This window comes from Exiguobacterium sp. s50 (genome assembly GCF_018618175.1).
GTDB classification, from domain to species: domain Bacteria; phylum Bacillota; class Bacilli; order Exiguobacteriales; family Exiguobacteriaceae; genus Exiguobacterium; species Exiguobacterium chiriqhucha.
Window position 1 is genome coordinate 291,911 of record NZ_JACSLP010000002.1, and the last position, 20,027, is coordinate 311,937.

25 protein-coding genes are annotated in these 20,027 nt (G+C 54.5%); 18 read left to right on the forward strand and 7 right to left on the reverse strand.

The genetic code is table 11. The annotated features are described in order from the left end of the window. Positions 1–29 precede the first annotated feature (29 nt). From KNP68_RS03870 to KNP68_RS03880, 3 genes are all read left to right on the forward strand, one after another. On the forward strand, positions 30–803 hold the full coding sequence (locus tag KNP68_RS03870; protein ID WP_029594697.1) for a flagellar hook-basal body protein: 774 nt from the start codon (positions 30–32) through the stop codon (positions 801–803). A gap of 11 nt (positions 804–814) precedes the next feature. After that, complete coding sequence (locus KNP68_RS03875; RefSeq protein WP_214798699.1) at positions 815–1,594, forward strand: flagellar hook-basal body protein; 780 nt, start codon at positions 815–817, stop codon at positions 1,592–1,594. 64 nt (positions 1,595–1,658) lie between these two features. After that, positions 1,659–2,756 carry a glycerate kinase family protein gene (locus tag KNP68_RS03880; RefSeq protein ID WP_251131447.1) on the forward strand — a complete coding sequence of 366 codons (1,098 nt, stop codon included), beginning with the start codon at positions 1,659–1,661 and terminating at the stop codon, positions 2,754–2,756. A gap of 27 nt (positions 2,757–2,783) precedes the next feature. On the opposite strand, the gene mscL is transcribed toward KNP68_RS03880, so the two are convergent. After that, the gene (gene mscL, locus KNP68_RS03885; protein ID WP_214798702.1) at positions 2,784–3,161 is read right to left on the reverse strand and encodes a large-conductance mechanosensitive channel protein MscL; all 378 of its coding nucleotides are present in this window, start codon (positions 3,159–3,161) and stop codon (positions 2,784–2,786) included. 206 nt (positions 3,162–3,367) lie between these two features. Between mscL and KNP68_RS03890 the strand changes: the two genes are divergently transcribed. From KNP68_RS03890 to KNP68_RS03915, 6 genes are all read left to right on the forward strand, one after another. Continuing rightward, positions 3,368–3,619 (forward strand): DNA-directed RNA polymerase subunit beta, encoded by a 252-nt coding sequence (locus KNP68_RS03890; protein WP_029594701.1) that lies wholly within the window; start codon positions 3,368–3,370, stop codon positions 3,617–3,619. A gap of 13 nt (positions 3,620–3,632) precedes the next feature. Beyond that, positions 3,633–4,055 carry a 3-hydroxyacyl-ACP dehydratase FabZ gene (gene fabZ / locus KNP68_RS03895; RefSeq protein WP_029594702.1) on the forward strand — a complete coding sequence of 141 codons (423 nt, stop codon included), beginning with the start codon at positions 3,633–3,635 and terminating at the stop codon, positions 4,053–4,055. Positions 4,056–4,067: 12 nt separating this feature from the next. Next, positions 4,068–4,517 (forward strand): hypothetical protein, encoded by a 450-nt coding sequence (locus tag KNP68_RS03900; RefSeq protein WP_021066157.1) that lies wholly within the window; start codon positions 4,068–4,070, stop codon positions 4,515–4,517. 97 nt (positions 4,518–4,614) lie between these two features. Next, positions 4,615–6,354: a methyl-accepting chemotaxis protein gene (locus KNP68_RS03905; protein ID WP_214798705.1), complete on the forward strand. Its 1,740-nt coding sequence runs from the start codon at positions 4,615–4,617 to the stop codon at positions 6,352–6,354. A 63-nt stretch (positions 6,355–6,417) separates the two neighbouring features. Continuing rightward, positions 6,418–7,467 (forward strand): C45 family autoproteolytic acyltransferase/hydrolase, encoded by a 1,050-nt coding sequence (locus KNP68_RS03910; RefSeq protein WP_058764784.1) that lies wholly within the window; start codon positions 6,418–6,420, stop codon positions 7,465–7,467. A gap of 115 nt (positions 7,468–7,582) precedes the next feature. After that, positions 7,583–7,861 carry a membrane protein gene (locus KNP68_RS03915; protein WP_029594708.1) on the forward strand — a complete coding sequence of 93 codons (279 nt, stop codon included), beginning with the start codon at positions 7,583–7,585 and terminating at the stop codon, positions 7,859–7,861. Positions 7,862–7,863: 2 nt separating this feature from the next. On the opposite strand, the gene KNP68_RS03920 is transcribed toward KNP68_RS03915, so the two are convergent. Beyond that, a complete protein-coding gene (locus KNP68_RS03920) occupies positions 7,864–8,490 on the reverse strand; it encodes a class I SAM-dependent methyltransferase (RefSeq protein ID WP_131471413.1) in 627 nt (208 codons plus the stop codon). A 74-nt stretch (positions 8,491–8,564) separates the two neighbouring features. Here KNP68_RS03920 and KNP68_RS03925 point away from each other — a divergent pair, with 74 nt between their 5' ends. From KNP68_RS03925 to KNP68_RS03935, 3 genes are all read left to right on the forward strand, one after another. After that, positions 8,565–8,966 carry a cryptochrome/photolyase family protein gene (locus KNP68_RS03925; protein WP_242678947.1) on the forward strand — a complete coding sequence of 134 codons (402 nt, stop codon included), beginning with the start codon at positions 8,565–8,567 and terminating at the stop codon, positions 8,964–8,966. 71 nt (positions 8,967–9,037) lie between these two features. Continuing rightward, complete coding sequence (tnpB, locus tag KNP68_RS03930; protein WP_131471411.1) at positions 9,038–10,210, forward strand: IS200/IS605 family element RNA-guided endonuclease TnpB; 1,173 nt, start codon at positions 9,038–9,040, stop codon at positions 10,208–10,210. An 81-nt stretch (positions 10,211–10,291) separates the two neighbouring features. Further along, positions 10,292–11,332: a cryptochrome/photolyase family protein gene (locus KNP68_RS03935; RefSeq protein ID WP_242678945.1), complete on the forward strand. Its 1,041-nt coding sequence runs from the start codon at positions 10,292–10,294 to the stop codon at positions 11,330–11,332. A gap of 88 nt (positions 11,333–11,420) precedes the next feature. Here KNP68_RS03935 and KNP68_RS03940 read toward each other — a convergent pair whose 3' ends face one another. Beyond that, positions 11,421–12,092 (reverse strand): hypothetical protein, encoded by a 672-nt coding sequence (locus tag KNP68_RS03940; RefSeq protein WP_131471409.1) that lies wholly within the window; start codon positions 12,090–12,092, stop codon positions 11,421–11,423. Positions 12,093–12,398: 306 nt separating this feature from the next. On the opposite strand from KNP68_RS03940, the gene KNP68_RS03945 reads away from it, so the two are divergent. Genes KNP68_RS03945 through KNP68_RS03970 form a run of 6 tightly spaced genes read left to right on the forward strand, consistent with a single transcriptional unit; the run spans position 12,399 to position 17,799 of the window. Further along, positions 12,399–12,986, forward strand: a complete 588-nt coding sequence (locus KNP68_RS03945; protein WP_370448784.1) for a glycerol-3-phosphate responsive antiterminator — start codon at positions 12,399–12,401, stop codon at positions 12,984–12,986. Then, complete coding sequence (locus KNP68_RS03950) at positions 12,983–14,074, forward strand: ABC transporter ATP-binding protein (RefSeq protein WP_131471407.1); 1,092 nt, start codon at positions 12,983–12,985, stop codon at positions 14,072–14,074. Before KNP68_RS03945 ends, KNP68_RS03950 begins: the two co-directional genes overlap by 4 nt. Next, on the forward strand, positions 14,071–14,976 hold the full coding sequence (locus KNP68_RS03955; protein WP_214798708.1) for a carbohydrate ABC transporter permease: 906 nt from the start codon (positions 14,071–14,073) through the stop codon (positions 14,974–14,976). Before KNP68_RS03950 ends, KNP68_RS03955 begins: the two co-directional genes overlap by 4 nt. Beyond that, positions 14,973–15,782, forward strand: coding sequence for a carbohydrate ABC transporter permease (locus tag KNP68_RS03960; RefSeq protein WP_029594714.1), 810 nt, complete (start codon positions 14,973–14,975; stop codon positions 15,780–15,782). The genes KNP68_RS03955 and KNP68_RS03960 overlap by 4 nt, the downstream gene beginning before the upstream one ends. 15 nt (positions 15,783–15,797) lie before the next feature. Continuing rightward, on the forward strand, positions 15,798–17,108 hold the full coding sequence (locus KNP68_RS03965; protein ID WP_214798711.1) for an ABC transporter substrate-binding protein: 1,311 nt from the start codon (positions 15,798–15,800) through the stop codon (positions 17,106–17,108). Between the two features lies 1 nt (position 17,109). Continuing rightward, the gene (locus KNP68_RS03970; protein WP_214756122.1) at positions 17,110–17,799 is read left to right on the forward strand and encodes a glycerophosphodiester phosphodiesterase; all 690 of its coding nucleotides are present in this window, start codon (positions 17,110–17,112) and stop codon (positions 17,797–17,799) included. A 98-nt stretch (positions 17,800–17,897) separates the two neighbouring features. Here the strand turns inward: KNP68_RS03970 and KNP68_RS03975 are convergent, their stop codons facing one another. The 4 genes from KNP68_RS03975 to KNP68_RS03990 form a co-directional block, all read right to left on the reverse strand. After that, positions 17,898–18,245 (reverse strand): hypothetical protein, encoded by a 348-nt coding sequence (locus KNP68_RS03975; protein WP_214756124.1) that lies wholly within the window; start codon positions 18,243–18,245, stop codon positions 17,898–17,900. An 81-nt stretch (positions 18,246–18,326) separates the two neighbouring features. Then, the gene (locus KNP68_RS03980; protein ID WP_160327095.1) at positions 18,327–18,479 is read right to left on the reverse strand and encodes a hypothetical protein; all 153 of its coding nucleotides are present in this window, start codon (positions 18,477–18,479) and stop codon (positions 18,327–18,329) included. A 49-nt stretch (positions 18,480–18,528) separates the two neighbouring features. Then, on the reverse strand, positions 18,529–18,675 hold the full coding sequence (locus tag KNP68_RS03985; RefSeq protein WP_021066172.1) for a hypothetical protein: 147 nt from the start codon (positions 18,673–18,675) through the stop codon (positions 18,529–18,531). A 76-nt stretch (positions 18,676–18,751) separates the two neighbouring features. Then, the gene (locus KNP68_RS03990) at positions 18,752–19,918 is read right to left on the reverse strand and encodes a sensor histidine kinase (RefSeq protein WP_251130790.1); all 1,167 of its coding nucleotides are present in this window, start codon (positions 19,916–19,918) and stop codon (positions 18,752–18,754) included. Positions 19,919–20,027 lie beyond the last annotated feature (109 nt).

The window sequence follows — 20,027 nt, forward strand, 5'->3', positions numbered from 1 at the left end:
GACTTTGAACGATGAAAGGAAGACGAACCATGTTACGCGGATTATATACGGCGGCGGGCGCGATGAACGCGCTCCAACGTCAACAAGAGATTTTGAGCAATAACCTTGGAAACGTCCGGACACCTGGATTCAAGGCATCGAACGGCGTCGTCCGCTCGTTCCCAGAAATGTTGCTCGCCCAAGTGAGCCACCCGGGAAATTCGGGTTCACGCGTGCAAGGCGAGGTTGGCACGTTGTCGACGGGCGTGTATTTGCAAGAGACGATGCCACGTTTCTCGACGGGAAGCATCTCCGAGACGGGGAGCCCGACCGACGTATATATGAAGGTACCGGCTGACGCGACGGGTGCCGCTATGTTCGCCGTCGAACAGAACGGTGAGACGCTCTATACGACGAACGGACGCTTCGCGGTCGATGAGGAACGCTTCTTGCGTTCGGCAGATGGTGGGTATATCCTCTCAGACGCCGGCGAACGGATTCAATTGCCGTCAAGTGAGTTCACGTTGTCAGGTGACGGACAAATCACGTCACTCGGGCAGAACGTGGCGACGCTCGGTGCCGTCCAAATCGATGACTTGACGACACTCGAGCAAGTCGGGAACGACTATCGTGTCAATGGAGACGCCCCGCCTGCTGCGAACGTTCAGTTCCAACAAGGATTTATCGAAGAGGCAAACGTCGATCTCGATCGGACGATGGCCGATTTGATGACGACGTACCGTCAATTCGAGGCGAACCAAAAAGTTGTCCAAGCGTATGACAAGAGTGCCGAGCGGGCGATTGAGATCGCTCGGATTCGTTAAGGAGGAAGCCCATGCAATCGATTTATAACTCGGTCTCGTCGCTCACCCAACTTCAACGTCAACTTGACGTGACGGGCCATAACATCGCCAACGTCGATACGGCCGGCTATAAGCGGGAACAGACCCACTTTGCCTCGCTCTTGTCGCAGTCGTATGACAATCAACCGCGTGCCGAACTTGAAGTCGGACGCGACACCCCGAATGGGATTCGCATCGGCGTTGGCGGCCACGTCGCTGACATCAGTCAACAGTTCAATATCGGCCAAATCCGGAAGACGGACCGTGGCCTTGATGTGTTTTTGAAAGCGAGCCGCCAGTTCTTCGCCGTCGAGACAGAGAACGGTGTCGGATTGACCCGGAGCGGGAACATGCAGCTGTCGGTCGGTGAGACGACGACGCTCGTCGACGTGAACGGTAACGCCCTCCTTGGTGCGGACGGGAACCCGATCGTCATGCCGAATGAGGCGACGGCACACCGCGTCCGTCAAGACGGGATGGTCGTCGCCAGCGTGAACGGGGCCGAGCAAGAGTTCGGCCGTCTCGATATCGTCGAGGTGCGCAACACGTCAGCGCTCCAACCACTCGGCAACAACGTCTATGCGGCTGATTTGGCGGCGGACGTTGACCGTCCGCTCGGCAATCTGTTGATCGAAGGGACGCTCGAATCGTCGAACGTCGATTTGACGAAAGAGATGACCGACATGACGATTACGCAACGTGCCTACCAGATGAATTCACGGGCGTTGTCGATGAGTGACCAGATGATGGGACTCGTCACGTCACTCCGTTAATCACAGACCGTTCTTCTTCGGAAGGGCGGTTTTTGCATTACACTGAATAGGAGGAGGGATGGACATGCGAATTGTCGTGGCGATGGATTCGTTCAAAGGGTCGTTGACGAGCGTGGAAGCGAATCGGGCGGTTTGTCGGGCACTCGCTGGACACGATGTCATCGAGGTGCCGATTTCAGACGGAGGCGAAGGATTTTTAGATGCGTGGCTCCTGACACATCCGGATGCCGAGACCATCACGCAAGAAGTCATGTCGCTTGATGGGACGATGCGACAAGCACGGTACGGTTGGTTAGAACTGACGCGAGAAGCAGTCATCGAAGTCGCCGAGGCGTCCGGGCTCACACTTGTCGATACACTGGACCCGTGGCGCTACAGCTCCTATGGGACGGGGCTACAAATCAAGCATGCGCTCAAGAGCGGGGCGAAGCGCATCACTGTCGGCCTCGGCGGGAGCGCGACCGTCGACGGGGGAAAAGGTTTGCTCGAGGCGATCGGTGTCCGCTTCTTCGATGAGTTTGGACATGTCATTGGACCGTTCCCGCATCACATCGAGCGCGTCAGTCGTATCGACTGGTCAGGGCTCCTCCCGGAAGCACGTCAAGTCGAGTGGCGGATGGCCTCGGACGTGACGAACCCGTTGCTCGGACCAAAGGGGGCGGCGGCCGTGTTTGGACCACAGAAGGGACTGGCCCCACAAGACGTCGTTAGCTACGAGGAACGACTTTCCTCATACGCCCGTTGTTTCGAGCGTGATGTGACGGGAGAACCGGGAGCGGGTGCGGCCGGCGGGATTGGTTTCGCGCTCTATCAGCTCAGGGCCGTGTATGTGAGCGGAATCGAGGACGTCGTGCGGTGGTCGAATCTAGAGGAGACGTTACGGACGGTCGACTGGTTGATTACCGGAGAAGGCCACTTCGATGCGCAGTCGCTTCACGGGAAAGCGCCGTACGGGTTGGCACGTTTTGCCCATACGTACGACGTACCGACGCTCGTCTTCGCCGGACAATCAGAACTGATTGCCGTCCCGGACGTCGGGATTCAGGCCGTCTTCCCGATTGTTTCCCGGGTGATGATGCTCGAGGAAGCGATGCAGCAAGCGGCACCGCTCTTGACGGACGCCGTCAGCCGAGCGTTCCGGTTAATCGACAAAGACGCCTGAACCAACTTCGGTTCAGGCGCCTTTTGGTCACGGGCGTTCTTTTAATAGGTCACGAATCTCCGAGAGGAGCTGTTCTTCACGCGACAGTTCCGGCTCCGGTGTCTCTTCGACCGCTTTTTCTCGCTTTAGACGGTTCAGCACTTTGACCATCATGAACAAGGCGAAGGCGACGAGGAAGAACTTGACGATTTCTTGCAGGAAGTTGCCGTACGTCACGTTCACGCCGAGCACCGACACCGCGAGCGTCGAGAAGTCGATGCCGCCGATGAGGATGCCGAGGAACGGCATGAAGATGTCATTGACGAGCGACGTGACGATGGCCGTGAAGGCGGCCCCGAGGATGAAGGCGACGGCCAGGTCGATCACATTGCCTTTGATTGCAAACTCTTTGAATTCTTTCCACATAAAAATAAACCCTCCTAAATGATGAATACTCTTATGGTAGCACAGCATAAATGGAAGCGGGCAGTATTTTTCACAGAAGCGTCGCCCTTGCCCTAGGCCGGGCGCTTGTTCGACGTATGGTAGATACGTTACACTTATATAGAACTCATGCAATAGTTTTAATACCAGGTACTAATATGTTATGATTAATTCAGCTGAAAGGATGTATGGACGTGGCGAACGAAGAACAGAACGGCTCGGAACAGACCGAGTCCAAAGAGCGGACGGAGCGGAAGCGATTATCGAACCATCGACGTTTCCCGATCTTGTTACGCGTCATCGTTGTCCTGCTGTTGGCTTTCGTGATGCTTGCGATTGGGGCCATCATTGGGTACAGCGTGATTGGCGGAGGCGAGTGGAAGGACGTGTTCAACATCGACACGTGGCGCCATATCACCGATTTTTGGCTAACATCATAAGGGTGGTGGAACCATGTACACGATTGAACAGATTAAAGAAGTGATCCCGCATCGGTACCCGTTTTTGCTCATCGACCGAATTCTTGAAGTCGAAGAAGGCACACGGGCCGTTGGATTAAAGAATGTGACGGCGAATGAAGAGTTCTTCAATGGACATTTCCCGGACTATAACGTCATGCCTGGCGTCTTGATCGTCGAAGCGCTCGCGCAAGTAGGCGCGTTCGCGATGCTCAAGCAAGAGTCGAACCGCGGCAAGCTCGCGTTCTTCGCAGGCATCGACGGATGTCGCTTCAAACGTCAAGTCGTCCCGGGCGATCAATTGCGCCTCGAGGTCGAAATCTTGAAAGTGCGCGGACCGATCGGTAAAGGACGCGCCGTGGCGACAGTCGATGGAGAAGTTGCTTGTGAAGCGGAACTCACTTTCGCCTTGAAGTGAGGAGAGAACGAGATGCGCGTATTGGTGATTGCCTTGATTCTCGGATTGGCGACCATCGTCGGTTGCCAACAAGTGCAAGATGATCCGGTCGAGGAGAACGTCGTGTTCGAACAGGACGTCGATGATGCGATGATCGACAAGCGAGCCGGCCAATCGGAATCGATTGCGGTCTCGCTCGAGCGGACGAACAGCTCAACGATGTTGTTCACGATTCGGATGCTCGAAGACCGTCGCCTCGATCCGACGACGATCATTAGTTATGAAGTCGACGGCACGCGTGTCCCGATTCCGTTCGGTGAACTCGTCGCGGAACGCGAAGGGGACGTGCGAACTTACGTCTATCAAGCGGATTTGAACCCCGATCTATTCGTCACCGAGACGCTGCCTCTCTTCCATATTGGAGAAGAGGGCGAGGCTGAGGTGTCGATGCCGCTCGAGGTAGTAGATTCGACAAATGAATGAACGAACGGATGATTTTTGTCGAAAATCATCCGTTTTTTTGTGCAGTTTTTTCGGAGATCGTCCGATACATACAGTAAGGACGAATGGAGGGAATCACATGAAACGAAATAAACCACAATCGCTACAGACGCGGATTTTGGCGATGATGTTGGCATTCATCACGCTACTCATCGTCACATTCGGCGTGTTGCAGTACGTCAGTACGAAGCATACGGTACAGAGCTCGATGCAAGCCGTCCTGTTGGCGGACGGGGCCCGGATTAGCGAGGCGATCGACGCGGAAGCGTATGCTTCATTTTTACAGAACCCTGCGAAAGATGAACGGTTCGAGCAGTTTCGGGAACAGCTCGACACGTATCGGACGCAAATCGGGGCCATGTATGTGTACACACTCGCAGCCGACGGCGAAGAGCTTCAAATCATCGTCGATGGGATGAGCGCGGCCGACGCGGTCGATATCGGAACGCCGACGACGGCGACATCGTTTGCGGACGCGAGAGCGGCGTTTGAAGGTGGGACCGTCACGACACCGATTGTCGAGGACCCAGAGTACGGGGACTATATGACGGTGCTCGTTCCGATCAAACAAGGCGGGGACGTCATCGGTGTACTTGGAATCGACAAAGGGGCGAGTGATGTCGCAGCGGTGACGGAAGACGTGTTGCAAGAGAGCTTGCCGCCGATTCTCATCGGACTCGTCGTCTTGCTTGGGATCGCCTCGGTCATCATCTGGCGCTACCTTGGCTGGAAACTTCGTCCGCTCCGGGAGCTCGAGCGTGTCGCGACCCATATCGCGAGCGGGGACTTGGCGACGGCGGCTCGTGAGATGGACAACATCCAGTTGAAGGCGAATGACGAAATCAAGCGGCTCACCGCCTCGATGGATCAGATGACGAAAATGCTCCGCGACTTGATCTCCGGATTACAAACGTCCGCCCAGACGGTGCGTGACGAGAGCGGCAACGTGGCAAGCATCTCGGAAGAAGTGAACGATGCCTCGCGTCAAATCGCGTTCACGATGGAAGAAATCGCGGGCGGTGTCGAGAATCAGAGCGTGCTCACGATGAAACTGTACGGACATATGAATGAGTTCTCGGGACTCGTCGACCAGACGGCGCAGGACGGGAACGGCGTGAGCGAACAAGCGGAAGTCGTCAGTCGTGTGACGGCAGAAGGGCTCGAACTGATGGAGGATGCCGTCGGCAAGATGACGAACATCCATCTGCAAGTGCGCGAGTCGCAAGGCCAGGTGAAGGACTTCGAGCAACAGGCGGACGAAGTGACGGCGCTCGTCACGATGATCCGTCAAATCTCTGAGCAGACGAACTTGCTCGCCTTGAACGCGGCCATCGAGGCGGCTCGTGCCGGGGAGCATGGAAAAGGCTTCGCCGTCGTCGCTTCTGAGATTCGCAAGTTATCCGATAGCGTTGCGCGGTCGGTCAGTGAGATTTCGGAAATCGTTGGTAGCGTCAAACGAAACTCGATTGCGCTCGGTGAGACGTTCACGGACAGCATGCACGCTGCCGAGGACGGCAAGCGGACGCTCGAGGAGACGAAGCGCGCCTTCAATGAGATTGAACAGAGCGTGCGAGAGATGCAGCGCCTGACGAACTCGATGCAAGGGCAGCTCGGACGCGTCAAGACGAACCAAGACGACATCAAACGTGGTCTCTCTGATATCGCGTCGATTTCTGAAGAGAGTACGGCTGGTAACGAGGAAGTGGCCGCCTCGACCGAACAGATGTCGGCGACGAGCGAGACGATGAACCGGCTCGTCAAAGATTTGTCGCACACGGCCGAGGACATGCAACGCATGAGCCGACAGTTCAAGTTGTAAACAGTCTCAAGTCAGACATACCTCCATTGCGTCCGTTATACTAGGCGCAAGGGAGGTTTTTTCATGCAACGCGTCTCAAGTGAACTCACACAATTCCGCGGCAGTCACTATGACTTTGGCCGCTTTCAAGGACAATACATCAAGCGCAGCAAACTGCTCGAGAACCGGACCGACCAGTGGAAGCTCCGCGTCCCGCGCTTTGAGATTGACGAGCGCGAGGCGAAGCAGGCGTTCGACCGGTTCGCCCCGAAGATTTGGGAAGAACTGCTCGGACTCCAAGACGAGCTCGAGTTGACGCTCGCCGACACGCTCCTTCACTTCGGTCATTTCCGGGTCAATAATCCGATCAGTGGCTGTTCGATTTTGACGGGCGACAACTTCCTCGTCCGTAACTATGACTATCACCCGATGACGTACGACGGACGCTATAACGTGTTCCAGCCAGATGAGGGTTACGCCGTCATCGGTCCAGTCTCACGTGTCACCGGCCGGATGGACGGGATGAACGAGAAAGGGCTCGCCATGGGTTATAACTTCATCAACCGTCGGCGGCCTGGAGATGGGTTCGTCTGTCAGATGATTGGCCGAATGATTCTCGAGACGTGCGCCACGGTCGAGGAAGCGGTCGATTTGCTTCAAGAGATTCCGCACCGCGGCTCGTTCACGTATGTCGTCCATGACAAGTCGTCGAAGACACGCGTCATCGAAGCGACACCGCGTGACGTTCGTGTCCGCGAGTCGAATATCTGTACGAACCATTTCGAGTTGCTACAACACGAGAATCGTTACCATCTCGACGATTCGACGCGCCGGATGATGGAAATCAAGATGTATCAACATATCGTCCAGGACGCCGAGAGTGCGTTCCGGCTCATGAACGACTCGGACAAAGGCGTCTTCTCGGAGCTGTACAAGAGCTGGGCCGGCACGATTCACACGGCGGCTTACTTCCCGGAGACGCTCGAGACGTGGTTCGCCCTCGGTGGCGACCGCGACCCGGTCATCTTCGATTTTCAGGAGTGGCTCGACGGCAAAGATTTCGATTTACATGCCCTCGATGGGGAAATCGCGACCGACATCGAGTTCGCGAACACGGTCCAACTTTGGCGGTAACAAAACACAAGCAGCGGCTCATGATGAGTCGCTGCTTGTTTTTGTTCGTCTGGCGCACGTTAGGCCGTACTGAATTCTTTAAAACCGGGAATACAACAAACAGGAGGGATTTATTATGAAACGAATCGGATTATTAGCCATCATGCTCAGTTTGATTGTCGTCCTCGGCGGCTGTGTGCCGGGCGACGGGACGTACACGACCGACCCGGCCGGCTTCTTTTGGGGCGTCTGGCACGGGTGGATCGCACCGGTGTCACTCATTTTAGGATTGTTCAATGACACGTATCGCGTCTATGAGGTGAACAACACCGGCTGGTTCTATGATTTAGGTTTCTATATTGCCATCATCAGCGGGTTCGGCGGTGTAGCAGTCACACGGAAGAGCCGGGGCTGACGTTAGACTGGTTTTCGTCCCATTACGGCGACCGTATGATAATCGCGCGAGTCAGGTCCACGGCGTTCTTGAACGTCAATGAACCCGAGCGTGGAAGCGGCAGGGATGAACTGTTCCCGCACGATGGATGCGATGCCGTCCCACGTCACATCGCCTTTCCCGTCGCAGTAAGTGATGACGAACGACCCTCCTGGTGCGAGGATGCGTTCGACTTCAGCGAGGACGGCGGCCACGTCTTCCCAAAAATAGAGCGTATGGATGCTGAAGACACGGTCAAACTGTGCGTCTGGAAACGGGAGCGTCCCGAGGTCACCTTCGACGATTTCGGCTCTTCCAACATGCACGTCCGTTTGATTTCGTCGGAGCGCCGAGCGGACGATGGTCGGGGAACGGTCGAGCCCGGTCACATGCACGTGCTCATAGCCACGCAGGATCTGTGCTAGTGCGTCGCCGGCCCCGCAACCGAGGTCGAGAACACGATGGTCGGGCTGAATGTGAAGTTGTTCAATCGTCCAATCGACTTCGACCCGATGTTGGCGGACCATCTTCTCGCCGATATACGTCCCGACGATGCCGCGCGGGTTTTCGTATTGACTGTCAATCCATGTTTGGAGACGTGTGAAGCGCATCGAACCATTCCTTTCTAAATAACATCGAGGTAGATTGAGTGTAGCATAACCATTTTAGGAGGGGAGTTGAATCGATGCGTTCCTTTTGGATTTTCGGCAATCAGTTGTCGCACGAACTCGAGCTATTCAATCACATCGAGGAGGATGACGTCATCGTCATGATTGAGGCGACGTCACGGTCGACGTGGCGGCCGTACCATAAACAAAAACTCGTCCTCATCTTCTCGGCGATGCGTCACTTCGCTGAGGAACTGCGAGAAAAGGGCTACACTGTCGACTATCATGAGGCCGATTCGTTCCAGGACGCGTGGGACGACCACTTCAAGCGATACGAACCGGAGGCAACCCATTATACGGCCGTCACCGACGTCGCGATGGAGAAGAAGTTGCGTCAGTTCGGGAAGAAATATAAGCTCGTCGAACATTCGGACGTGCCGCTCTTCTATCAAATTAGGCGAGAGTACTCCCACTTCTAAACGAAGTGAAAGTGGGAGGTGAATCGCCAACCTCTCTTTTGGGTATAATTCCTTCCAAGGAGGTGAAATTCATGTTGAAACATAAGGCTTACAAATTCAGAATTTACCCGACAAAAGAACAGGAAATCCTGATCGCCAAGACGATCGGTTGTTCGCGTTTCGTGTTCAACCACTTCTTAGCGAAGTGGGATGAAACCTACAAAGAGACAGGCAAAGGACTGTCCTACGGTTCTTGTTCGAAAGAAATTCCTTTACTAAAACAAGAGTTCGGCTGGCTCAAGGAAGTAGATAGTCATTCGCTTCAATCCAGCGTCAAGCACCTAGCCGATGCGTATGATCGTTTCTTTAAGAAGCAGAACGAACGGCCTCGATTCAAGTCGAAGCGCAACCCTGTACAATCTTACAAGACGAATATCGAGAAGAAGAATCAACTTCCTGAAGTCTCGATCGTAGGTAACAAGCTCAAACTTCCGAAGTTGAAGTGGGTTCGTTTTTCCAACTCCAGACAGGTCGAGGGGCGAATCTTGAACGCCACGATCCGACGCACAGCTTCGGGTAAGTACTTTGTGTCCCTGCTCGCAGAGCATGAGATCAACGAACTGCCGAAGACAGAATCATCTGTCGGCGTCGACGTCGGGCTGAAGAACTTCGCCATCCTGTCGGACGGCACGGTGTACAAGAACGACCGCTACTTCCGCACGCTCGAGAAGAAACTTGCGCGCGAACAGCGCAAGTTGTCACGTCGTCAGCTCATCGCCCTAAACAGGAAAGTGAGACTTTCCGAGGCGAAGAACTATCAGAAGCAAAAGCGAAAAGTCGCGCGCATCCATGAGAAGATTGCCAACAAGCGTACTGACTTCCTGCATAAGGTATCGACCGAGATCGTCAAAAACCACGACGTCATCGGAATCGAGACTTTGCAAGTGAAGAACATGCAAAAGAACCGCAAGTTGAGCAAGTCGATTTCCGAGGTCAGTTGGTCAGAATTCTTCAGCATGCTCGAGTATAAAGCCGACTGGTACGGGAAGACCGTCGTGAAGGTCGGGAAAACCTTTGCCTCGAGCCAGCTCTGTTCTAGTTGCGGCCATCAACACAAAGACGTGAAGCATCTTGGCTTGCGTGAATGGAGATGCCCGAGTTGCGGGATTCATCACGACCGCGATGTGAATGCAGGAATAAACCTCAAACAAGAAGCAGAACGCATCTTAGCTTCTTCAACCGTCGGGACGACGGGGTTAGCCTGATAAGGTTTCGACCGTTAGGTCGAATAACTCAGGAATCCTCCACCTCTAAGCGAAGCGTAGGTGGGGGTAGTTCAACGCCAGATGCGGAAACGGTTTGACGTCTTGCTCGAGGATGGGAAACCGAGGGGTGGCAAATGGTCGTTCGATGCGGACAACCGCCAGCCGCCGAAAGCCGGGCTGACGTTCCCGGCACCGATTCATTTCCGGCCGGACGTCATCACGAAAGACGTCATCGAAAAAGTGAATCGCGATTTCGCCGACCATCCGGGAGACATCACTCCGTTCGTCTGGCCGGTGACGCGCAGTGAGGCACGGCGGGCATTGAAACGGTTCGTTGAGGAGCGACTCGAGACGTTCGGTCCGTATCAAGACGCGATGCTGTCGGACAATCAAGACATGTCACACAGTCTGTTGTCCGCAGCAATCAACATCGGACTGCTGACTCCGGATGAGGTCGTCCAAGCGGCGGTGGAATCGGACGCACCGCTCGCCTCGGTGGAAGGATTCGTCCGTCAAATTCTCGGATGGCGAGAATTTATGCGCGCCGTCTACGTGGCGTCGATGCCGGGCTACGAGTCGGTCAATACGTTCAAGTATGAACGCGATTTACCCGATTACTTTTGGGACGCCGAGACGGAGATGAACTGCATCCATCAGAGCGTGAAGCCCGTCATCGAGAAGGCGCACAACCATCACATCCAACGGCTCATGGTGCTCGGTAACTTCGCGACGCTGTTCGAGGTGTCGCCACAACAGACGAGCGACTGGTTCAATAAGATGTACATCGACGCTTACGACTGGGTCGTCTTGCCGAACGTGCTCGGGATGGCGCTCCATGCGGACGGCGGAAAGCTGGCGACGAAGCCGTACATCGCCTCGGGAAAATATATCGATAAGATGAGTGACTACTGTAAAGGATGCACATACAACCCGAAACATACGACCGAGGACGACGCCTGTCCGTTCAACGCGTTGTATTGGCACTTTATCGACAAGCACGAGGAGCGATTCGCGAAGAACCAACGCATGAAGATGATGGTCCGCAACTGGCAAGGGCGGGATGATGCCGTCAAAGCGGACATCTTGGCGAAGGCGAGGCAGACGCTAACGGATATGTCCTAACGATAAAAATGATGAGAAACAAATGACGTGAGCCTGGTAAACTTCCAGGCTCACGTTTTTATAAGAACTTTTGTTCATCGAATCATCATTAACTTGGCCATTCAATTCCAATTTCAGAAAAAGAACATCTACTTTCTTCAATTCCTTCAACATCATTTGCGTTAATTGATTGAATGTCCTCTTCCGTTAAAAGAATACGCCTAGTAGGGTCTTCCAACTTTAAATGATATAGTTTTTCCACTAATGCTAGTTGTTGTTCCGTGAGTTCGTAATTTTCTTCCCAAAATTCAATAGCCGCTTCATACTCTGATGCCTGTACTTCTAAAAGATCCGCTCCTCGTTCAAGCATGATGTCATAAGGATGACTCGAAAAAACGTGCTGTTCACTTTCCCATAAGACGGTCGTGACGACTGGACGAACCTCTCCATCCACTTCATCTAACAAGTATTGAAGCGTTTCTTGTTCAGCTGTTTGTTGTACCTGGTCCGGAGCTTCGATAAAGTATTGCTTTGCATCTACTGGGTTCAAAGCGAGATGGTCATTTCGGAAACCTGCGGCATATACCTCTTGACCGAATGCCACCGTCCCTCTGCTTCCTTGGCCATCATTCGTACTGTAGTTGTCACCATCCCATGAATGTTCGTACGCAAGATCAGGAGCATCCGCTATAAAAACAGCATGGGCAATCGAGGCGAGTATGCATCCTTCCCATATGTTTTGGCGGGTCCACTCATGTTCGGTGAGTTGAATTTTTTTCACGTCTATTCCCCCCTAGTTATTCTCAAATGAAGGCTTTACTCGATTTCCGCTCACTAACAGTATAACTCGGTTAACAAGTAGACATTGATGTTAGTTCGGCTGGTTTGTAAATCTCATTCATGAAAGGTTTACGCTTTTTTTCACACGCTTCACAGACACTTTACATTCATCCGGTACGATATGACTTGTGAGACCCCTCATGCCAAGTGAATAGCAACCGGTAGAACATTCGAGAGACCAACAGAAGCCCGTACGTCGATGACGTCCTGTTTCTGTTGGTCCTTTTTTTAGGGAAGGATGATTCAAGTGAATGAAACGCTCCGCACGATCGGACAAGAGAAGATGATTGCCTCCATCAAATCACCGAAACAACTCGAGAAGTTCCTGCAGTCGGACGTGACGACGACGTTCCTCATGATGGGGACGCTCAGCACGCTCGATCGCTACGTCGCCCATTTGAAGCGCGAGAATCGGACCGTGTTCCTGCACGCCGAACGCATCAACGGCATCAGTCTCGACCGTGACGGCATCGACTATTTGGCGAAACGCGTCGGCGCCGACGGGATTGTGACGACGAAGGCGTCTGTCATCCAACACGCCAAACGGGCCGGCCTGATGACGGTGCAGCGCCTGTTCCTCGTCGACTCGGACGCCATCTCGTCAGGCATCAAGATGGCGAAAGACCAACAGCCGGACGCGCTCGAACTGATGCCGGGTCTCATTCCGAGTGTCATCGAGCACGTCGCGGAACACGTCTCGTTGCCGATTGTGACGGGTGGGATGATTCGAAAACCGATTCACGTGCATGAAGCACTTTCTCACGGGGCGTTCGCCGTCTCGACCGGGGATGAGCGATTATGGGCGTCGCAAGGAATGAAGGAGGATATCATATGAAATCGATTCAACTGCAGAATATCAAAAAGTCATACGACGAGACGGAAGTCATCCGTGGCATCGACGTGACGATCGAGGCCGGTGAATTCTTCGCCCTCGTCGGACCGTCGGGTTGCGGGAAGAGCACGATGCTCCGGATGATTGCTGGGCTCGAGTCAATCACGAGCGGGACGCTCCGCATCGACGGCGTCGCCGCGAACGACTTGAAACCGAGCGAACGCCAACTGTCGATGGTGTTCCAAAACTATGCGCTCTATCCGCATATGACCGTCGAGAAAAACATCACGTTCGGGTTACATACGAAAGGGCTGACGAAGCTCGAGCAGCGCGAACGTTGCTTGGAAGCGGCCGAGACGCTCGGACTGACCGACTATTTGAAGCGAAAGCCACGCGAGCTGTCGGGCGGGCAACGGCAACGGGTCGCACTGGCCCGGGCCATCGTCACCGAGTCACCGATCTGCCTCATGGACGAGCCGCTCTCGAACTTGGATGCGAAACTTCGGGCCAAAATGCGCTCGGAGATCCGGCAGCTGCAACGCAAGCTCAAGCTGACGATGATTTACGTTACGCACGACCAAGTCGAGGCGATGACGATGGCCGACCGGATGATGCTGTTGAACGATGGCGAGGTCCAACAAGTCGGTCAACCGCTCGATTTGTACAATAAGCCGGCGAACACGTTCGTCGCCTCGTTCATCGGTTCACCGCCGATGAATTTGACGCCGGTGCAGCGGAGTGACAAGGGCTGGGTCGCCTCGGACGGACGCCTGTTCCATCCGAACACGCTGACGCGAGAAGATACGGCGACGCTCGGTATCCGTCCGGAACAAATCACGCCGGCGAAAGAGGATGTCACGTTCTATGCCGAACTGAAGAACATCGAGGTGCTCGGCACGGAGACGATTCTCGCCTTCGATATGGGTGGCGTCGAATGGCTCGCCAAATGGCCGGGACAATGGCCGCTGTCGATCGGGGAGAAGATTGCCTGTCACGTCGACCCGAAACAGATATCTTTGTTTGATACGAACGGCAATCGTATCGAACCGCGGCAACCGAAACTGTTCGAGGCGTTGGAGGTGTTCCAATGACGGTCGCCCTTCCGAGACAACGCGTCCGGACCCGATTATCGGACGCGACGAGCGGGCTCCTCTACTTGTCCCCGTCGATCGCGTTATTTGGGATTTTCCTCGTGTATCCGCTGTTCCGGACGATTTACTTGAGTTTCTTTCAAACGGACACACAAGGGACGCCGCTCAGTTACGTCGGCGGCGAGCATTACGCCAAGCTGTTCACGAGCGCCTCGTTTTGGCAGAGCATTCAGGCGACGGTCGGCTTCGTTCTGTTGACCGTCCCGCTCACAATCATCATCGCGCTCGGTCTGGCGCTCCTCGCCAACGAGAAGCTGCGCGGGATTGGCATCTTCCGGACGGCGTTCTCGGCGACGATGGGGATGAGCGTCGCAGCCTCATCTGTCATTTGGATGTTCATGTACAACCCGTCCATCGGCATCTTCAACCGTTTCTTGGAAGCGATCGGAACGAGCGGGGTGCAGTGGCTCCTCGACCCGCAGTATGCGCTCCTATCCGTTTCGCTCGCGACCGTCTGGATGAACATCGGCTTCACATTCTTGATTCTTCTCGGCGGGCTGCAAAACATCGACCGGACGCTGTACGAGAGTGCGGACATCGCCGGGACGAACTACTGGACGCAACTCCGGGCCATCACCATCCCGATGCTGTCCCCGACGCTGTTCTTCGTCGGCATCATCTCGCTCATCAATGCGTTCCAGACGTTCGGGCAAATCGATTTGCTCACGAAAGGCGGGCCGACGAATTCGACGAACGTCATCGTCTACGCCATCTATAAGGACGCGTTCATCAACTATAACGTCGGCGGGGCGAGTGCGCAGGCCGTGCTCTTGTTTCTCGCGGTGCTGGCATTGACGTGGCTCCAGTTCAAACTCGTCGAAAGGAAGGTGCATTACCAATGACCCTCCGGAAAGTAGTCACGTATACGCTCCTCGTCTTGAGCGCCGTCGTCATGCTGTTCCCGATTGCCTACGCGTTCTCGATCAGCCTGATGGATGGGAGTGAGGTGTTAAAAGGCAACCTCATCCCACGCGACGTCACATTCGACAACTATGTCGCCGCGTTCGAGCGGATTCCGCTCATGACGTACTTATGGAACAGTCTCGTCGTCGCGCTTCTCGTCATGGTCGGTCAAGTCGTCTTGTCGAGTCTTGCCGCCTTCGCGTTCGTCTTCATCGACTTCAAAGGGAAAGGGCTCATCTTTATGCTCTTCCTCGCGACGATGATGGTGCCGTGGGAAGCGACGATGGTACCGAACTTCTTGACGATTCAGTCGCTCGGCTGGCTCAACTCGGTGTGGGGGCTGTCGGTGCCGTTCTTCGCGCTCGCGTTCGGGACGTTTTTGCTAAGACAACAGTTCAAGACGATTCCGTACGAGATGTACGAGGCGTCACAAATCGCCGGCATCAGCCGCTTCCGTTTCTTTTGGAACGTCGTCTTGCCGGTGTCGAAGACACCGCTCGTCACGTTGTCGGTATATAGCTTCTTGACGACATGGAACATGTACTTATGGCCGCTCCTCGTGACAAACACGGAGCAGGCCCGCACGGTTCAAATCGGGATTAAGCAGATGCAGTCGAACGAGGTCGCCTCGGATTGGGGTGTCGTCATGGCGGCGGTCATCTTGATCATCATCCCGACGCTGATGCTGTTATTCGCAGGACAAAAGCAGTTACAGGAAGGCTTGACGCAAGGTGCGATCAAATAATAGGGGGAAACGTTCATGAAAAAGAAAGCATTATTCGCAGGGTTGGCCAGTTCGGTATTATTGCTCGGGGCATGTGGCAGTCAAGAGGCGGAAGAAGCCGCGGCGACCACGACGACGGATGGGAAGACAGAAGTCGTGTTTTGGCACGCGATGAGCGGTGACTTAGAGACCGCTCTCAACAACCAAGTCGACGCTTTCAACGAGTCGCAAGAGGAGTATGAAGTGAAACCGGTGTTCCAAGGCACGTATGAAGAGGCGCTCACAAAGTTCAACGCCGTCGCAGGGTCAGCGGACGCACCGGCCATCATGCAGACGTTCGAGGTCGGCACGAAGTATATGATCGACTCAAACAAAATCACGCCGGTCCAGGAGTTCATCGACAAAGAGGACTTCGATACGAGCGTCTGGGAAGAGAACATCTTGAGCTATTACCAAGTCGACGGCAAGCAGTACTCGATGCCGTTCAACTCGTCGACACCGGTACTCATCTACAACAAAGACGCGTTCGAAAAAGCAGGCCTCGACCCAGAGAAAGCGCCGCGCACGTATGACGAACTGAAGCAAGCGGCGAAAGCACTGACGACCGACGGGCAGACCGGCTTCACGATGCTCAACTACGGTTGGTTCTTCGAGCAACTTGTCGCCGCGCAAGGCGGGCTCTATGTCGACAACGACAACGGCCGTAGCGGGGCACCGACGAAAGCTGTCTTTGATGGGGAAGAAGGGCAGAACGCCTTCAACTTGATTAAAGAGATGTATGACGAGAAGACATTCATGAACGTCGGTCAAAACTGGGACGACATGCGTGCCGCTTTCCAATCCGGAAAAGTTGCCATGTATCTCGACTCGTCGGCTGGGATTCGTACCGTGGCGGACAACGCTGACTTCGAGGTCGGGGCGTCGTACTTGCCGGTGCCGAACGAAGCCGATCGTGAAGGTGTCATCATCGGTGGGGCCTCGCTCTGGATGGGTGACGGCATCGCCGACGAGACGAAGCAGGGCGCATGGGAGTTCATGAAGTATGCGGCATCGAAAGAAGCCCAGGCCAAATGGCACGTCGAGACGGGCTACTTCGCCATCAACCCAGAGGCGTATGACGAGCCGATCGTCAAAGAGATGTGGGCCGAGTACCCGCAACTGAAAGTGACGGTCGATCAATTGAGTGAGACGAAAGCCTCGCCAGCGACACAAGGCGCCCTCATCTCGACGTTCCCGCAGTCACGTCAAAGCGTCGTCAACGCCATGGAGAGCCTATACCAAGGCGTATCGGTCGAAGAGGCGTTGAAGCGCGCGGCCGATGAGACGACTTCCACCTTGGGACAATGATATGTTGATTTACGCACATCGCGGCTATAGCGCCAAATATCCGGAGAACACGATCAGTGCGTTCAAGGCGGCGTTGCCTCACGTCGACGGCATTGAGCTCGATGTCCAATTGACGCGCGACGGACGCCTCGTTGTGATCCATGACGAGACGGTCGACCGGACGACGAACGGAAGCGGCTTCGTCAAGGATATGACGCTTCGACAGCTCCGCTTGCTCCGGACGGAGAGCGGGGAACGGATCCCGACGCTCGAGGAAGTACTCGTCTTGATTGAACCTTCCGACGTCACGCTCAATATCGAGTTGAAGACGGATCAATTTGATTATGAAGGAATCGAGTATTTGACGTGGCTCGCCGTCACCGAGTTCAAGTTAGAAGAGCGTGTCGTCTTCTCCTCGTTCAACCCGGACACGCTCGTCCGGTTGCGGGACGTCGCCCGCGAGGCGCGAATCGCCGTCTTGACCGGGGACGGGCATCCACGGCTCGTCGAGTTCGTCGAACGAGTCGGTGCCGAGGCGGTCCATGCCCAACCGGAGTTTATCGGGACGAGGGACGCGGCGGCGATGCGCGAACAAAATCGGTTGCTTCGCCTGTACACCATCAATGACCCGAGCGAGTTGCCGGACATGACCGGTGTCGACGCCATCATGACGGACGAAGTCGAGCGGTTCCAATCGAAGTCGCGTCATTGAAGTGAGGCTGGGATATGCCTCAGTCGATTTGTAAAAAGAGGCCAGCTGGCGCGACGTGTTCGCATCAGCTGGCCTCTTCTCATGGCAATTCTCTAGATTTAGTATTCTTTGTTCAAAGTAGTAAATTCATCTTCTTTCAAAGGTGAATCGCCTTTTGAATTATGTCCATAATAGGTGACGACGTACTCTTTCTCTTGATTGGTTTTGACGAAAAATTCATACTCGACTCTGTTTTCGTCCTCGAAATTCAAGCGATATAAGTACCCAAATTGATTCATGCTGAACTCGACATCATAGGCGCTCTGATCGATTGAAAAATGCTCAGTTAACGTTTCGTTCAAAAAAGTTTCTCGCTGATCTACCTCATGAAGAAGGAAAAAGACACCTCCTAACAGGAGTAACGCAAAAGCGAGTTGAAACTTGGGTATAGGTTTGGTAGATGCCATCTACATCAGCCTTCCTTAAATGAGATCAATCAACTGCTACCGAGTAAATATGACAAAGACCGCTCAATGAAGCGGTCTTTATCATGTCTTCTTCGGCGAATCACTAAAAGCAAAATACAACCCGATGCCAATTGCGAGTCCAATCAAGTAGTGATCGAGCGCGATGGCAGTCGAGACACCGACGCCGAGGGCGAGCGGAAAGGCGTAGCTGCCGGTCGTTTGTTTATTGGACATGGAGCATGCCTCCTTTGTCCAATTACTACGGGCGCCGCCTCAAAAAGTTTCAAGCCTTCTTCTTCGTCCCTTGGAACGCGAAGAACATCGCGATGCCAATCCCGAGTCCGAGCCACCAGTTGTCGAACAACAGTCCGAAAATGAGAATAAAGGCGACGGCGACCGGGAGTGCCAAAAAGCCACGTTGACGTTTCATGCGAATCATCCTTTCTACGTTTCTCTTCTCGTCTGTTCCCGCTTTAAAGGTGATTCATTCAAAAAAGACGGTCTTGTCAGTCGGACGTCTCCCGTTCGGCGAGGGACGTCGCATGCGTCGAACTATTGGGATATAAGTAGATGGAGAACGTCGTGCCTTCCCCGTACACGGAGTCGGCATGGATGCCCCAGCCGTGCGCTTCGGCGATCCGTTTACAGATGCGAAGGCCGAGACCGGTTCCTTTGATCGGACGGTGTGCATCCGAGTCGACCCGGTAATACTCATCGAACACATACGGGATGGCGTCACTCGGGATGCCGATTCCGGTGTCACGGACCGACAGGACATACGTGTCGTCTTCGGTCGTCAGCTCGACGTAGACCGTGCCGCCGTTCGGCGAATACTTGATCGCGTTGCCGATCAAGTTATGGAGTAGTTGCAACAGCTTCTCCTGATCGGCCTCGAGGGTCATGTCATCCGCGGACAAGATGACGTCATGCTGGGGGGCCGTCGCTTGATAGTGCACGACGATGTCCTCGAGCAATGGTCGCAAGTCGAACGTCGACAACGACAATAACTCCACGGAATAGTTCACACGCTGGTAGTCGAGGAAATTATCGACGAGCCGCTCGAGTCGCTCGGCCTCCCGTTTGACGAGCGTCAACATCCCATGTGTTTTCTCGTCGTCGCCATGTTGGTACATGAGCAGTTCCGCGTAACCATTGATGGCCGTGAGCGGGGAACGGAACTCGTGGGACAGTTCGGCCAGGAAGGCGTCTTTCTGCTCCTCGAAGCGGATCGAGTCGGTGATGTCTCGCCACATGAGGAATGCGCCGCGCGGCGTATGTGTGAAGTTCACGATGACTTGCATCGTGCGCTCGCCGATGCGGAGCGACTTCGCATCCATGCTCGGGCAACAGCCGAACCGGTTCGTCATGAGTTCTTCCCAAAACAGCGTTACATCGTTCATATCTGCGCCGTTCCGCTCGAACGCTTCGTGGAAGAACCGGGCCATGTCTTCTGGGCGCGAGAAACGCTGGTTGACCATCGAGGGACAGATGGCGCGAAGCTGTTTGTTCGAATACAGATGGTTCCGTGTGAAGTCGATATAACAGACCGCATCTTGAACTTCTTCGACAAGTGAATGAATCGGTAACGACTGGGGTGCGTGAATCTGGTTCATTCGTTTAGCCGTCGAGCGCCCATGGTACCGGCGAGCCGGATAGAATGACTTTCGAGTCATCGCGCGAACCTCCCTTCGATATAAAGCTATATATATACGTAAAGTAATATCGACATACTCCTTTATTATACGATATTCGCCGATGATTCCCTATACCCCCCATAGACCT

What these genes read in the sequence shown, in the direction of transcription:
- KNP68_RS03950 (WP_131471407.1), top strand. Translation starts at nt 12,983, where the DNA reads ATGAAATCGATTCAACTGCAGAATATCAAAAAGTCATACGACGAGACG.
- KNP68_RS03870 (WP_029594697.1), top strand. Translation starts at nt 30, where the DNA reads ATGTTACGCGGATTATATACGGCGGCGGGCGCGATGAACGCGCTCCAA.
- fabZ (WP_029594702.1), top strand. Translation starts at nt 3,633, where the DNA reads ATGTACACGATTGAACAGATTAAAGAAGTGATCCCGCATCGGTACCCG.
- KNP68_RS03880 (WP_251131447.1), top strand. Translation starts at nt 1,659, where the DNA reads ATGCGAATTGTCGTGGCGATGGATTCGTTCAAAGGGTCGTTGACGAGC.
- KNP68_RS03910 (WP_058764784.1), top strand. Translation starts at nt 6,418, where the DNA reads ATGCAACGCGTCTCAAGTGAACTCACACAATTCCGCGGCAGTCACTAT.
- KNP68_RS03925 (WP_242678947.1), top strand. Translation starts at nt 8,565, where the DNA reads ATGCGTTCCTTTTGGATTTTCGGCAATCAGTTGTCGCACGAACTCGAG.
- KNP68_RS03920 (WP_131471413.1), bottom strand. Translation starts at nt 8,490, where the DNA reads ATGCGCTTCACACGTCTCCAAACATGGATTGACAGTCAATACGAAAAC.
- KNP68_RS03915 (WP_029594708.1), top strand. Translation starts at nt 7,583, where the DNA reads ATGAAACGAATCGGATTATTAGCCATCATGCTCAGTTTGATTGTCGTC.
- KNP68_RS03955 (WP_214798708.1), top strand. Translation starts at nt 14,071, where the DNA reads ATGACGGTCGCCCTTCCGAGACAACGCGTCCGGACCCGATTATCGGAC.
- KNP68_RS03905 (WP_214798705.1), top strand. Translation starts at nt 4,615, where the DNA reads ATGAAACGAAATAAACCACAATCGCTACAGACGCGGATTTTGGCGATG.
- KNP68_RS03960 (WP_029594714.1), top strand. Translation starts at nt 14,973, where the DNA reads ATGACCCTCCGGAAAGTAGTCACGTATACGCTCCTCGTCTTGAGCGCC.
- KNP68_RS03980 (WP_160327095.1), bottom strand. Translation starts at nt 18,479, where the DNA reads ATGTCCAATAAACAAACGACCGGCAGCTACGCCTTTCCGCTCGCCCTC.
- KNP68_RS03875 (WP_214798699.1), top strand. Translation starts at nt 815, where the DNA reads ATGCAATCGATTTATAACTCGGTCTCGTCGCTCACCCAACTTCAACGT.
- KNP68_RS03985 (WP_021066172.1), bottom strand. Translation starts at nt 18,675, where the DNA reads ATGAAACGTCAACGTGGCTTTTTGGCACTCCCGGTCGCCGTCGCCTTT.
- KNP68_RS03965 (WP_214798711.1), top strand. Translation starts at nt 15,798, where the DNA reads ATGAAAAAGAAAGCATTATTCGCAGGGTTGGCCAGTTCGGTATTATTG.
- KNP68_RS03935 (WP_242678945.1), top strand. Translation starts at nt 10,292, where the DNA reads ATGCGGAAACGGTTTGACGTCTTGCTCGAGGATGGGAAACCGAGGGGT.
- KNP68_RS03890 (WP_029594701.1), top strand. Translation starts at nt 3,368, where the DNA reads ATGGACGTGGCGAACGAAGAACAGAACGGCTCGGAACAGACCGAGTCC.
- KNP68_RS03975 (WP_214756124.1), bottom strand. Translation starts at nt 18,245, where the DNA reads ATGGCATCTACCAAACCTATACCCAAGTTTCAACTCGCTTTTGCGTTA.
- KNP68_RS03990 (WP_251130790.1), bottom strand. Translation starts at nt 19,918, where the DNA reads ATGACTCGAAAGTCATTCTATCCGGCTCGCCGGTACCATGGGCGCTCG.
- KNP68_RS03900 (WP_021066157.1), top strand. Translation starts at nt 4,068, where the DNA reads ATGCGCGTATTGGTGATTGCCTTGATTCTCGGATTGGCGACCATCGTC.
- mscL (WP_214798702.1), bottom strand. Translation starts at nt 3,161, where the DNA reads ATGTGGAAAGAATTCAAAGAGTTTGCAATCAAAGGCAATGTGATCGAC.
- KNP68_RS03970 (WP_214756122.1), top strand. Translation starts at nt 17,110, where the DNA reads ATGTTGATTTACGCACATCGCGGCTATAGCGCCAAATATCCGGAGAAC.
- tnpB (WP_131471411.1), top strand. Translation starts at nt 9,038, where the DNA reads ATGTTGAAACATAAGGCTTACAAATTCAGAATTTACCCGACAAAAGAA.